The 13,912-nt window shown below is 47.9% G+C and carries 12 protein-coding genes; 10 read left to right on the forward strand and 2 right to left on the reverse strand.

The genetic code is table 11. From position 1 onward, the window contains the following. Positions 1 to 753: 753 nt before the first annotated feature. Positions 754 to 2,031 carry an RHS repeat domain-containing protein gene (locus ACI7RC_RS27825; protein WP_486303989.1) on the forward strand — a complete coding sequence of 426 codons (1,278 nt, stop codon included), beginning with the start codon at positions 754 to 756 and terminating at the stop codon, positions 2,029 to 2,031. Positions 2,032 to 2,286: 255 nt separating this feature from the next. Here the strand turns inward: ACI7RC_RS27825 and ACI7RC_RS27150 are convergent, their stop codons facing one another. Beyond that, complete coding sequence (locus ACI7RC_RS27150) at positions 2,287 to 2,619, reverse strand: GTP cyclohydrolase, FolE2/MptA family (RefSeq protein WP_408111287.1); 333 nt, start codon at positions 2,617 to 2,619, stop codon at positions 2,287 to 2,289. A 295-nt stretch (positions 2,620 to 2,914) separates the two neighbouring features. Between ACI7RC_RS27150 and ACI7RC_RS27155 the strand changes: the two genes are divergently transcribed. From ACI7RC_RS27155 to ACI7RC_RS27165, 3 genes are all read left to right on the forward strand, one after another. Beyond that, on the forward strand, positions 2,915 to 3,367 hold the full coding sequence (locus tag ACI7RC_RS27155; protein WP_408111288.1) for a Fur family transcriptional regulator: 453 nt from the start codon (positions 2,915 to 2,917) through the stop codon (positions 3,365 to 3,367). Positions 3,368 to 3,607: 240 nt separating this feature from the next. After that, entirely contained in the window at positions 3,608 to 4,369 is a 762-nt protein-coding gene (locus ACI7RC_RS27160; protein WP_408111289.1) for a class I SAM-dependent methyltransferase, read from the forward strand. Positions 4,370 to 4,602: 233 nt separating this feature from the next. Continuing rightward, on the forward strand, positions 4,603 to 5,634 hold the full coding sequence (locus ACI7RC_RS27165) for a CobW family GTP-binding protein (protein WP_408111290.1): 1,032 nt from the start codon (positions 4,603 to 4,605) through the stop codon (positions 5,632 to 5,634). 67 nt (positions 5,635 to 5,701) lie between these two features. Here ACI7RC_RS27165 and ACI7RC_RS27170 read toward each other — a convergent pair whose 3' ends face one another. Further along, a complete protein-coding gene (locus ACI7RC_RS27170; protein WP_408111291.1) occupies positions 5,702 to 6,700 on the reverse strand; it encodes a CobW family GTP-binding protein in 999 nt (332 codons plus the stop codon). Positions 6,701 to 7,156: 456 nt separating this feature from the next. On the opposite strand from ACI7RC_RS27170, the gene cntA reads away from it, so the two are divergent. From cntA to cntE, 6 genes are read left to right on the forward strand one after another with little or no spacing between them, the layout of a single operon-like run. Beyond that, positions 7,157 to 8,764: a staphylopine-dependent metal ABC transporter substrate-binding lipoprotein gene (gene cntA / locus ACI7RC_RS27175; RefSeq protein ID WP_408111292.1), complete on the forward strand. Its 1,608-nt coding sequence runs from the start codon at positions 7,157 to 7,159 to the stop codon at positions 8,762 to 8,764. A gap of 47 nt (positions 8,765 to 8,811) precedes the next feature. Beyond that, entirely contained in the window at positions 8,812 to 9,744 is a 933-nt protein-coding gene (opp1B, locus tag ACI7RC_RS27180; protein ID WP_408111293.1) for a nickel/cobalt ABC transporter permease, read from the forward strand. Beyond that, positions 9,745 to 10,638 (forward strand): staphylopine uptake ABC transporter permease subunit CntC, encoded by an 894-nt coding sequence (gene cntC, locus ACI7RC_RS27185; protein ID WP_408111294.1) that lies wholly within the window; start codon positions 9,745 to 9,747, stop codon positions 10,636 to 10,638. A 7-nt stretch (positions 10,639 to 10,645) separates the two neighbouring features. Continuing rightward, positions 10,646 to 11,467, forward strand: a complete 822-nt coding sequence (gene cntD / locus ACI7RC_RS27190) for a staphylopine uptake ABC transporter ATP-binding protein CntD (RefSeq protein WP_408111297.1) — start codon at positions 10,646 to 10,648, stop codon at positions 11,465 to 11,467. Continuing rightward, positions 11,454 to 12,197 (forward strand): ABC transporter ATP-binding protein, encoded by a 744-nt coding sequence (locus ACI7RC_RS27195; RefSeq protein WP_408111295.1) that lies wholly within the window; start codon positions 11,454 to 11,456, stop codon positions 12,195 to 12,197. Before cntD ends, ACI7RC_RS27195 begins: the two co-directional genes overlap by 14 nt. 32 nt (positions 12,198 to 12,229) lie before the next feature. After that, positions 12,230 to 13,429 carry a staphylopine family metallophore export MFS transporter CntE gene (gene cntE / locus ACI7RC_RS27200; protein WP_408111296.1) on the forward strand — a complete coding sequence of 400 codons (1,200 nt, stop codon included), beginning with the start codon at positions 12,230 to 12,232 and terminating at the stop codon, positions 13,427 to 13,429. Positions 13,430 to 13,912: the final 483 nt, after the last annotated feature.

Genomic DNA, 13,912 nt, shown 5'->3' on the forward strand with positions numbered 1-13,912 from the left:
CAAGATAAGGGGGTATGACTCAAATCCAATTTCGGGGCTTAAAAGGATTTACTCATGAAGAGTTTCGAAAAAAATGGATAGAGGAGGGGTTTCAGTGGTTTAGTAATTCGGTCAATAAACCACCGTGTTGGGACCCTATCTTGCAACTATCTAAAATAGGAGTATCGTTATAGTATTTATGAATACAACACACCCACCTCAAACGAGTAATTTACTCGCCAGGGGTCTTTTTTTGATTCGCTTGGAAACCTGGAGACGGTAAGGGAAAACGGTACGCTGACTACCCGTTACACCTACAACGGGCTGTCCTGGAAACTGAGCGAAGAGGATGTTCCTGGCCGTAAGACCGAAACCTATTCCTACAACCTGACAGGGGACGTCAAGCTCTATCAAGACAAAAACGGCAACACTCATTCCTACACGTACACGCCGTTTTACGACGTATCCCGCATCGAGGTGAAAAATCCGTCGGGCAGCTTGCTGAATACGCAGACGATGGATTACTACCCAAATACGTCTCTGGTAAAAGCGGAAACCGATAGTAACGGGTCCGGCTCGGCTAACCGTCGTGAGCTTCGCTACACGTATGATCCCTTCCATCGTCTCAGCGGCATTAGCTCCTTTGGGCGCTACTACCAGATCAAGTACGAAGACGACGACGATTTGATAGATGAAATGGTCTATCCCGATGGAATGTCGGTTTGGTATACGTACGATACTGCAGGACGGATCAAAAAGGTTGCCAGTCCCAAAATGGGCACGGTAACGTATGACTACGACTTTTCCCATCGAGGAGAAACTCATACCCTTCGCTGTCCAAATGGCATCGAGCTGGAACAGCAATATGATTCATTTGGAGAAATACAGGAGACCAACCATCTGAAGGATTCTTCTGCTGTATGGACCGAGCGCAACGAGTACCAATTTGGAAATGTCATCTCGACGAATCGGAACGGGACAGCTTATTCTTATCGCTATGACAAGGTGGATCGCATCAAGGGAGAAACGACACCGACAGGAGATGCTTCCTACACATACGACAACCGTGGAAACCGGGAGACCTTTAGTGGAACGACCAATCCTCCGATTGGAAACACCACGTTCACGTATGACAGCCTGGAGCGCTTGAAGGAATTTACTAATCCATCGGGAATTTCTACCTCATACCGGTATTATGCTGACGGCCTACGGGCGACCAAGCAGGAAAACAACCTGACGACCCACTACGTCTATCTGAACGGAAAAGTTATCGAAGAACTGGACAACAAGGGGAATGTAACCGCACAGAACATCTGGGGCAACCAGCTCTTGTTCCGCCAAGATGCGGTCAGCAACAAGTCGGGCTATTACCTATACAACAGCCATGGGGATGTCGTCGCGATCACGGATGCGAACGGAGATACACTCAACAGCTACGAGTACGACAGCTGGGGCAACATCGTCTCGCAGCAGGAGGCCATGTCCAATCCGTTCAAGTATACGGGGGAGATGTACGTCAACGAGTCCAAGCTGTATTACCTGCGGGCATTGAAGTTCTTTATGATAAGGCAACAAATACGGTTTTACATTTTGTTTACTCAGACAAGCCATTATAAGGAGGTACCGATGAAGGAGCGAAACCCTAAACAAANCGTCAACGAGTCCAAGCTGTATTACCTGCGGGCATTGAAGTTCTTTATGATAAGGCAACAAATACGGTTTTACATTTTGTTTACTCAGACAAGCCATTATAAGGAGGTACCGATGAAGGAGCGAAACCCTAAACAAAGATTATATTGGCTTATAGATTTAGTACGAAATAGAAAAATTGAAGTATTATCATTTTGTAACGAGTTCCATATAACTTTTGACCATAATTCAGATATAGACGAATTTTCAACCCTTGAACTTCAATACTTTGGTGAATTAGCTAGACTATCTGCTAGATTCTCAGAATTTGAGGATGATTTAAAGATGTATCCCAATATATATTCTAGCGAGAAAGAGATTCTGGATAAAGTTTCTGAAGTAATTAGGGTGTTAGGCATTTAAAAGAATAGTATGTTAACATCAGATTATTTGATTCCCCAAACGAGTTACCGCTCGTCTGGGGTTTCTTTTGCGTCAACCCTTAAGGGGGCGAAGCCCTCAGAGCATAACTTGGAGGGGGAACGTTCTGATCTACCATACGACGACCGAGGAAACCGGGAGACTTTCAGTGGAACGGCTAATCCCCCGATGGGAAATACACTTTCACGTATGATAGCCTGGAACGTTTGAAGGAATTTACCAATCCGTCGGGAATTTCTACCTCATTCCGGTATTATGCTGACGGACTGCGGGCGACCAAGCAGGAATGTTAATGCCTTTCGATTCTCGTGGTAAGCTCGTTGTCAGCGTAATCGTCGCTATGCTTGTCTGGGTTCTGGGTTCCAATGCGGAACAAACCAATATTGGGTGTTGAACCCTGCAAATACCGACATGGTCAATGGGAAACAAATAGTCTTCCCGATGATTTTGTAAATCGGTCATTTGTTCTTTGTCCGTCGGTTTACTCCCAGGTATTGGGTCAGTGGAGCCGAAGCGTCGATGGCGCTCCGGTTTGGCGGGGAGAATTTCTTTACTTTTGATTGGTTGCATCGTGTACACCTCATGATATTGCGGTGCGGTTCAAGCAGTTCGTTGCTTTTATGCTATTATTGGAATTTGCCTGAGTGCCGACCATGCATTTATTTTATTCGTAATTATTACTATTAAGTTTACTATAAGATTATGCGGAGTTGCAATTGCTCGTTTTATGAACGGAGAGAGGGGCCTGTTGCTCATAAGACAGATGCCCCCTTTTTTTGTTATAATAAATGAAAGGGTTCTTTCTGACGAAACGTCCGTATTAAGTTGAATGCTTTGTATATCGAGGAAGGGAACGTGCGATGTTATGAAGGAAAGCCATTCCAAAGTAAAAGAGATGCTGGATACAATGGCTCGAAACGGATGGAGAGTAACCGAACAGCGAAGAACGCTGGCGCAAATTTTTGCCGATCATGAAGGTTATCTATCACCCAAAGATGTTTACGATCAAATGTCTATCCGTTATCCAAGCATGAGCCTGGACACGGTTTACCGCAATCTCCGGATGTTAAGTGAGATGGGCGTGTTGGAACATTTCTACTTTATGGACGGGGGCTTGAAATTTAAAGAGAATTGTACGGCGCACCATCACCATCACTTGATTTGCGTCAATTGTGAAAAAACACTTCCTTTTGATTATTGTCCGATGGATCATGGACCTGATTTGCCGGGGAACTACAAAGTGCTGCGGCATCGTTTTGAAGTTTACGGGATTTGTGAGGTATGCCAGACCCAACAGAGTGAAGCACCTGTAGATTAAAAAAGGATCATTGTAACGTATCCATATAGTCAGAAAGCATGCGATTTCTTGAGGAAAGCATGCTTTTTTACGGAATCGAAAAAAAATGCAATTGATAATCGTAAAAATTACGAATAATATAGTGAGGTAACGTAATTCTTAAGTAGTATACAGAGATGGAAAGAAAAACAGGAATATTAGCTTGATTTCTAATCGTAATTTTTACTATTAAAAAACACTGAGATGCTCTGGGAGGATTTGATGAGAACTGTTGAGTCGAGAAATTGGTATGAGAAAAGCTTTGGTGAAGATTATTTGCTCGTCTACAAGCATCGCAATCAACATGAAGCCGATCGTTTTGTTCAGCGTGTTATAGAATGGTTGGAGCTTCCCTCGGGAAGCCGGATCCTTGATCTTTGCTGCGGAGCGGGTAGGCATGCCCTCGGTCTAGCTAATGCCGGCTATCGTGTCACGGGCGTGGATCTCTCCTCTGTGCTGTTACAAAAGGCAAAGGAAGCGGATTCCAGCGGATGTGTCAGATGGGTTGAAGCGGACATGCGTGCATTACCGCAAGACGGCACTCTCACGAACTCCTTTGATGCGGTTGTTAACTTGTTCACTTCATTCGGGTATTTCGAAACCGATAGAGAACAACTGGACGTTCTGAAGCAAATATGGATGGCATTGAAGCCGGGAGGACGTTTTGTCCTAGATGTTTTGAACGCTGGGTATGTTCAAGACCATCTCGTGCCTTTCTCCCAACGGAAAGAGAACGGCGTGGTCATCTCGGAGAGCAGGGTGATTCAAAACGGCTTCGTGATCAAGGAAATTAAGGTCGAAGAGGGGGGGAGCCGTCCCCGCTTCTACACGGAGCGGGTTAAACTATATTCGCCGCAGGATATGGAAAACATGCTGAAAGAAACCGGGTTCCTGTTGGATGTGATGAGCGGAAGTTACGACGGAGAAGCCTATGATGAGCGGCGCTCTCCGCGCATGATTATGCTGGGTCATCGGAACCTGTGAACAACAAGTCGCAATAGAGAGATCCCGAGAGTAGATTCATCATCACCATGATGCTTCTGGTGTTGAGAATAACCATATCTATGATGATGCCTGATCGCTTATCAGAAGTCATTTGGAGAAGTGAAAAGATGATTTTTTTAAGTAACATCTCGTTACTATCGAGCATTCTGTGATAGTCCAAGAAAAGCAACCCGTGAATGTGATTCGCGCTTAAAAGGGGAGTACAACAAAAAATGAAAATCGTTCCGATTATTATATTATCGGGGTTCTTGGGAAGCGGTAAAACGACCTTTCTAACCCGAATATTAAAGAACTGTTCGAACAAGGGGATCAAGCCTGCCGTGATCATGAATGAAGTTGGCGATGTCAATTTGGATGGCCATCTGGTGGAAGAGGACATACCGATGAAAGAAATGCTCAGCGGCTGTATCTGCTGTACGATAAGCGGTGATTTGGCCATGGAAATGAGGCGTCTAATTGATGAAGCGTCCCCGGATCTCATTCTCATCGAGGCAACGGGGGTTGCAAATCCGATCGAAATTTTAGATACGGTTACTGAAGCGGCTTTGCTCACTCCGATCGAGATCCAGGAGATGATTACAGTCGTTGACGCAGCTCATTTTCTGGATCTCTCCCGCGTCAGAAAGGGCAAAACCTACCGGTTGATGACGGATCAAATTCGTTGCGCATCGATTCTAGTCTTGAACAAAAGTGACCAGGTATGTACAGAAGAATTGGAGGAAATTCGGAAGATCATGACCGAGTTGAACCCGTTTGCTTCGATCGTAACTACAGCTTATTGCGACATGGATGAAGCCGTTTGGTTACGGATGCTTTCGGCTAAAGCCGAAGATGGCGTCATCGATCGTTTGAATTCTGTGCAGCAGGAGCGGCACGACGATGGCGTTCCCGACGACTATTGGCACGAGCATGATCACAAACATGAACACTGCAACAACCATTCCGGGCATCATCATTCTTACGATCATGTAATGGTGTGTTCACACTATATACAGGAACCGATAAATGGTAGCCAGTTGAAGCGGGTTATGAAGGATCTACCCGATGGAGTTTATCGGGCAAAAGGTATTTTTACTTCTAAGGATACCGGAGAACGGGTGATGTTTCAATTTGCCTACAGGCAATATGAACAGATATCGATCCGGCCGCAAGGTCATGTTCAGGACGTGGCAGTTTTTATCGGGGAGCATTTTTCAAAACATGAACTGCTTAGGAAATTAGAGGAAATCATTTGGCCTACCTGAGATATTCAGAGAACAAAAAGAAGCGTCACGTTATCGTGTTCGCTTCTTTTTCTACCATTAATCTGATTTAGTCTGCTACGCAGGATGCAAATTGCTTCCGGAACCATTCCTCGTCCAAATTTCGACCGATCACAACAAATTCGCTAGCAGGCACCTCGTCCGGTTTCCAGTCACGGTCCGGATACGCACCAAACAGCATGTGAATACCTTGGAAAACCACTCTTTTTTTGCTGCCTTTGATATTGAGGACCCCTTTATAGCTGAAAGTGTCCACTCCATGTTCGATCAACCATTCGTTTATGAACCGCTCCAACTTTTTCAAATCCAGTGGGCGGGATTCGCGCAAAAACACAGAAAAAACCTCGTCATCATGATCGTGGTGCTCTTCTTCCAGAAATCCGGGTTCAATCTCCAGTTTCTTCTCCAAATCAAACGCGTTGATGCCCAAGATACGGTCAATGTCGATTTGTGACTGCTGTGTACGGTAGATCTTTGCCGCCTGGTTCATCGCGTGCAGGCGCCCTTCCAGATGCTCAAGCTCTTCTTCGGAAACAAGGTCCGTTTTGTTCAACAGCAGCACATCGGCAAACGCGACTTGTTCTTGCGCTTCATGGCCCTCATCCAGATGTTGTCCGGCATGTTTGGCGTCCACCACCGTGACGATCGCATCCAGTTTGTAGAAATCGGCAACTTCGTCGTCGACGAAAAAGGTTTGCGCCACCGGGGCGGGATCTGCCAGACCGGTGGTTTCGATCAGGACGCGGTCAAAATCGGCTTTACGGCGACCGCCCTCACCGAGCTTAGCATTCTTCAAATCAGCGAGGATGCGGATCAGATCGCCCCGCACCGTACAACAAATGCAGCCGTTGTTCATTTCAAATATTTCTTCGTCTGCGCCGACGACCAGCTGGTTGTCGATACCGACTTCTCCGAATTCGTTGACGATAACAGCAATTTTCTTTCCATGTTCTGCGGTTAAGACATGATTCAATAAGGTCGTCTTTCCGGCGCCGAGAAACCCGGTCAAGACAGTAACAGGAATACGAGAATCTTGTACGGTTGTCATCTCATTCACTCCTTCACTTAGGACACGTCTTTAATCGTAAATATTACAATTAAATTATAGAATTAGATGATTGGATTGTCAAATACTGAGAATCGAGAAGTGGGGGAACACAATGTGCTCTGGTGGAGTAAATGAAACAGTCATTCTTGTTTGACAAGAATCGAACTAATAGTTGGTTGTGTTAGTTGTCGATATAATTCTACTTTTTGAGAATCAAGAAGTTTTAATTCCTCTTGCAACCTGTTTACTTTCTCTTTAACAAAAACAGTATCCATTACATCATTCTCGAACAAACGGAGATACTATATGAATTTTTACGATACGAAGAGGGGGCACGGGATAGATCCTGAGGTTATCTCAAGGAGCCTAAATTTTGGTTGACATTGATAATAGTGATCATTACGATTGTATCATATTGGTAAATCGTAATTATTACTTTTAAGGAGGGTTTCAAACATGCACAAAACCACAGTACGCGGACTGTTGGCAGCAGTACTCGCCCTTGTCTTGCTGAGTGGATGCAGCGGCGACAGAGGAGATGTTGCGGGAACACAGGATGGGCCGCGGGAGATCGTATATGCAACTGCAAAAGATATTAACGATATGAACCCCCATTTGTATCCGGGATCGATGGCGGCCCAGGGGATGGTGTACGAATCGTTGGTCGAGAACACCAAGGATGGCATCAAGCCGCTGTTGGCGGAATCTTGGGATATCTCCGATAACGGCAAGGCGTACACCTTCCATTTGCGTAAAGGTGTCTCCTTCCACGATGGAACGCCATTTAGCGCCGACGCGGTCAAACAAAATATCGAAGCAGTACAAAGAAATGCTAGCAAGCACACATGGATTAAATTGTCCTCGAAGCTAAAGGATGTCAGCGTCATCGATGAGCATACGGTTCGATTAACGCTAACGGAGCCGTATTACCCGACTTTACTGGAACTGTCAATGACCCGTCCTTATGTATTTCTTTCGCCCCAAGATTTTCGGAATGGGGAAACGAAGGACGGCGTCACGGGATTCAATGGCACCGGGCCCTATAAGGTGGCCGAACATGTGACCGATCAATACGCTCGCTTCGAGGCGAACGAAAGCTACTGGGGTGGCGCACCCAAGGTGAAGCGGATTACAGCCAAAGTGCTGCCTGCTGGCGAGACCACCCTGCTGGCACTGCAAAAAGGAGAGGTCAACTTCGTCTTCACAGATGATCGCGGTGCAGACAGCATCGACGTAGAAGCGATGAAGCGACTAACTGATTCTGGAAATTATAAAATCGTTCGAAGCGAACCGATGAATACGAAGATGATCGTAGCCAATAGCAGCAAGTCGGACAGCCCCGTCAGCGAAAAGGCAGTACGCGAAGCGATCTGGCATTCCATCGACCGTAAGACGATTAGCCAAAGTATCTTCAGCGAGACGGAAACAGCGGCAGAAACGCTTTTCTCTTCCAATGTTACCTACGCCAATATTGGTTTGAAGAAGCGCGGATACGATCAGGAAGCCGCGAAGCGTTTGTTGGAGCAGTCTGGCTGGATAGCGGCAAAAGACGGTGATGTACGGATGAAGAATGGTCGTCCGCTAACGATGAGGCTGTATTACGATGTCAATTCCTCTTCGCAGAAAACTCAGGCCGAGCTGATTCAGAATGAAGTTCTCAAAATCGGCATGAAGCTGGAATTGATCGGCGAAGAATCCGGCTCCATTGCAAATCGCAGATCGAAGGGTGACTATGATCTGCTGTTCAATCAAACCTGGGGACTCGCCTATGATCCGCAAAGTACAATTGCTGCCTTTGCCTCCGAATCGTCGTATCGCCATACGACAAGTGGAATCCCTCAGGCGAAGGAGCTGTACCAGAAAATTGACGATGTGATGGTAACGGCGGATGAAAAAACGCGACAAGCGCTGTATGCCGACATTTTGACGATCGTACATAACGAGGCTGTCTTTATTCCGCTGACGAACGGCAGTGTTACGGTTGTAGCACCGGCTAATCTACAAGGTGTGTCGTTCAAGCAATCCCAATTCGAGATACCCTTTGAACGAATGCATTTCGAGTAGGGGAAAAAAAACTATTTTCCGGGAGAGGGGTGTGAAGGAAACGAATGTTGGGTGGTTACATCGTGAAACGCATTCTCATAGCGTTGCCGTTGCTTGTAGTTATTTCATTTCTGACCTTCGTGTTGAACCACTTGTCACCGATGGACCCCGCCGAGATTATCTTGCGTGCGCAGGAGGTGCCGGTGATAACCGATGAGCTAATCGCAGAAACGAGGACGGCGCTAGGCATGGACCGGCCGTTGCTCGTCAGATACGTTGACTGGCTCACGTCCTGCCTGCAGCTTGATTTCGGAAGCTCCTATGTGACCGGGAAACCGGTATGGTCATTGCTCGGCCCGGCTTTGCTCAACACGCTCAAGCTGACTCTGATTTCGACGGTATTCATCATCGTCCTGTCGATTATACTTGGCATCGTTTGTGCTTTGAGAGAGGGGAAAGTGCTGGATTTATCCGTTCGCGGCTTATCTTTTTTGCTCACCTCGATACCACCATACTGGCTTGCGTCCCTTATGGTCTGGTATTTTTCCGTCAAGCTGGATTGGTTTCCAACCAATGGAATGGACTCGTACAGCAGCTACGTCTTGCCTGTAACGGTCATTGTTATCGGATACGCGGGCATCTATTTTCGAATGATCCGCAGTTCCATGCTGAGCAATCTGCATGAAGACTACGTGCTGTACGGCAGAGCGTGCGGATTGCCGGAGAGAAGGATCACGATGCATATTTTGCGTAATTCCTTACAGGTCGCTGTATCGGTATTTGGTCTTGCGATTCCCATCATATTGGGTAGCACGGTTGTGGTGGAAAACATCTTCGCATGGCCAGGTCTGGGGACACTGACCGTAAAGTCGATACTCAGCAGGGATTTTCCGATGATCCAAGCGTATGTCCTGGTACTGGCTGCCGCCTTCGTGTTGTTCAATACCGTGTCCGACATCATCAATGCGGTGCTCAATCCCAGGTTAAGGAAGGAGTTATAAATGAAGCTGCTGGTGCAATTGATGAAGGATAAACTGGGGACGGCATCGCTTGCCATCGTCGCGTCCACTCTGTTGATCGGCCTTTGCGCACCTCTTGTTGCCCCGCATGATCCGAATGAGGTGCATATGGAGCTGCGTTTTGCGGAAGCATCCTGGCAATATTGGCTTGGCAACGATCATCTCGGCCGCTGCGTACTGTCCCGGCTCATTTACGGGATTCGCCCCAGCGTTTTGTGGGTACTCGTCGCGCTGGCTGCTTCAGCTTTCATCGGAGCTGCACTCGGCTTTGTAGCGGGTTACTTCAAGGGTAGAACGGATGCGCTGCTGATGCGGTTTTGCGACTGCATGCTCTCTTTCCCGGGATACGTAATGACGCTCGCGATCGTTGGCATGCTTGGGGCAGGGTTAGAGAATATATTGATCGCGTTCGTGCTAATGAAATGGGCATGGTTCGCCCGCGTCATTCGTACGGTCGTCAGGCAATATGCAGACGCCGATTATGTGAAGTTCGCCAAAACACTCGGCGCCGGCCATTTCCGCATTATGGTGAAGCACATCGTTCCCGTTGCGCTTCCGGATATTGCTGTTATTTCCAGCAGTACCTTTGGATCGATGATTTTGCAAATATCCGGCTTGTCCTTTCTCGGCTTGGGCATTCAAGCTCCGCATGCAGAGTGGGGCATGATGCTGAATGAAGCGAGATCGGTCATGTTCTCCCGACCGGAGCTAATGTTGATTCCTGGTATAGCGATCATGGTAGTCGTGTCCGCTGTCAATTTCTTGTCCGATTCGCTTCAAACCGCCTTGGACCCGAAATTGATGGCAGCCAGACAGGGGACGAAAACACGCATTGGCGCATTGCTGCCGAAGCTGCGGGGGAAGGAGGTTGCCTAATCCGGCCATGTATATGCTTGAAGTCGATCATTTGAAAATATGGGACCGCGTGACTGGTCGTATCCTTGTTCTGGACAGCTCCTTCCGCCTCAGACAAGGAGAATGCCTTGCCATTGTCGGAGAAAGCGGCAGCGGGAAATCATTGAGCTGCCGGGCGGTAATGCGGCTTAATCAATCGGGGCTTCGCCAGTCCGGTCGCATTGTCTTAAACGGCGTCAATCTTTCCGAGCTTCCCGAAAAAGAGATGCGAAAGATGAGAGGAAGGCGGATCTGCATGATTATGCAGAACGGCATGCGTGCGTTTGACCCGTCTCGTCCTGTTGGTGCCCATCTGCACGAGACACTCGCTGTACATTATCAATGGAGTCGTGGCGAGATGACAGATCTCTTAATACAAGCGATGAAGAGCGTGGGTCTCAAAGATCCGCTTACAGTCATGAGCCGTTATCCGCATGAATTGTCCGGGGGCATGCTGCAGAGGGTCATGATCGCACTCGCTATCGTGCTTGCCCCGGACATTATCATAGCAGACGAGCCCACCACAGCGCTGGACGCCATTACGCAATTTGAAGTAGTGGAGCAGTTCGTGCAATTGCGAAGCCGCATTGGCTGCTCGATGATTTTTGTTTCGCACGATCTGGGCGTAGTCAATCGCATTGCCGATGAGGTATTGGTGATGAAAGACGGGGAAATTGTGGAGCGAGGGAAGACCAGGGACATATTCGCCGGTGCCCAGCATCCGTATACCCGCTATCTGGTTTCGTCCAATTTGGCGCTGAATCGTCATTTCATGAAGCTGATGGGAGGCGACAGCGTTGCTGAAGGTTGAAGGTGTTTGCAAATCATATAAAAAAGGCGGCTGGTTCAGTAAGGCGCAGCAACAAGTGTTATATGATATCAGCTTTGAATGGAAGCAGGGCGAATGCCTCGGTGTTATCGGAGAAAGCGGAAGTGGCAAATCGACGCTAGGACGTTTGCTGCTTGGCATTGAAAAGCCGGATCGGGGCGAAATCACGTACAATGGTAAATCGGTATCCAACCGCCGTTCAAGTAGGGGAGGATTCAGTGCCGTATTCCAAGACTATACGTCCTCCATCAATCCGTTTTATACGGTAGAGCAGTCGATGCTTGAGCCCTTGAAGCTTGCCAAGGAGGAGCCGAAGTTGCGTGAAAGTAAAATGGAGGGCCTGTTGGTACAAGTGGGCCTGGATGCATCCTATCTACCAAAATATCCTCACGAGCTCTCTGGCGGAGAAGCACAACGGGTATGCATCGCTCGAGCGCTTTCCACCGAACCCGCATGTATCGTGCTGGACGAAGCGATTAGCTCCCTTGACGGTTCGGTTCAGATGCAGGTGCTTGAATTACTGAAAAGCCTGAGAGCTTCACATGGCATGGGCTATATCTTTATCACCCACGATATCCAAGCAGCTGCTTACTTATGCGACAGGGTCATGATCGTTAAAAGCGGCCGGATTGAGGAAATTGCCCTGGTGGAACGTTTGAGTGATGTTCAGTCCCCTTACGCGAGGGAGCTGCTAAGGAAGATTATGGTATGAGGTGACTCAATAATGAGGAAGGAGCACAAGCGGTGAAAGGAGCTTTCGCCTGGCCGTTTCTGCGGCTGTATTTGCTGACGCTGTTCTATTTTAGCGGAAATTCGATTTTAAATGTTATGATCCCTTTGAAAGGGGAAGCGCTGGGTGCGTCCAATACGACGATTGGTGTCATTATGGGGGCGTATCTGTTTACAACCATGCTACTGCGTCCGTGGGCTGGCGGGCTGATTCAGCGTCACGGGCCGATTAAGGTGCTGCGCGTTATATTGGTTGTGAACGGAGTTGCACTCGTTATGTATGCTTTTACCGGTCTTGGTGGATATTTCGTCGCTCGTGTGCTGCAGGGGGTATGCACAGCCTTTTTCTCTATGGCGCTACAGCTAGGCATTATTGACGCCCTCCCCGAAAAGAATCGCTCGCAGGGCATTTCCATGTACTCCTTGTGCTCCTACCTGCCGGGCATGATCGGCCCTTTACTTGCCATAGGCATCTGGCAGACAGGTGAGATGAACATGTTTACTGCTGTTATGATCGCAATCGCCGTGTTAACGGGTGCAGTGGGCTATACGGCGGAAATGGATAGGAACTCGGATGAGGCAAAAGGAGGGACCGAACAGCGAAATCAGGGAACTGCGATGCTGCAATCTATCAGTCAATTGGTGAAAAATCCTCATTTGTTCAAAAGCAGCATTCTGATGCTGGGCGCGTCCGTGATCTTCGGCGCGGTAACCGCCTTTATCCCGCTGTACGCTTCGCAGATTGAAAGCGGCAGCGCAGCGGCCTATTTAATGCTGCAGGCGGCGGTTGTTGTTGCAGCGCGCTTTGTCCTGATGAAGAAAATTCCGTCGGATGGCAAATGGCATTCCTTTTTTATGATGGGCACGATGCTGTTGCTGGCCGCTGCTTCGCTTAGCGTCAGTTTCGCTGCAACGGTGGGTGTCGTTCTGTTTTATGCCGGCGCAGTTTTAATGGGCGTCGCCCAAGCGCTTCTTTATCCGACACTGACGACTTATTTAAGCTTTGTGTTGCCGAAGGAGGATCGCAACGTACTGATCGGCTTGTTCATCGCGATGGCGGATCTGGGTGTATCACTTGGCGGCATCGTGATGGGCCCGGTGGCGGACTTGACCTCTTATTCCACGATGTTTATGCTTTGCGCGATCCTTGGTGCGGTGATGATGTTGGTCTCCTATTACCAGCGTTCGCTGTCCACAGGGATGAAAGCAGGGTAAGTGAGACAACGGAAATGCGCTTTTCTATGACTTCTTCCGATTCTTGAAACGGGGTGACTTTCTTACTAACAAGTTGCTCATAGATTACATTTCATGTCGTACATACGAATAATCAAGTATTATCGGAAGGTAACAAACTTCCGCCTCACGGATCTGCAGCCGATAATGATAGCGGAAATGTGGTGACGAGCAACCCCTAATGACTGCTTGCAGTTCCACAGCAGCATCGCTAGTGGTGCGAGATCTCCTTTTGTCCCAATCAGCCTAAACATGGTTTCTACAAGTAGAGGGTGAGCAGTTTTAGCGAATGGATGCATCTTCCACGGGTTCGGGCGTTCTACCCCGGCTACCGTAATGGTACGACTCCTTAAATAAAAGAAGTCAACCAGTAATAACTGGCTGACCTCATAATACGACGGGTTCGATTGCAGTCTAGGACTGAACTGTGACCTTAAATGTAGACAGTTTAAAAAAAGTCCTGCT

The organism is Brevibacillus sp. B_LB10_24 (assembly GCF_046036945.1).
Taxonomy (GTDB): domain Bacteria; phylum Bacillota; class Bacilli; order Brevibacillales; family Brevibacillaceae; genus Brevibacillus_C.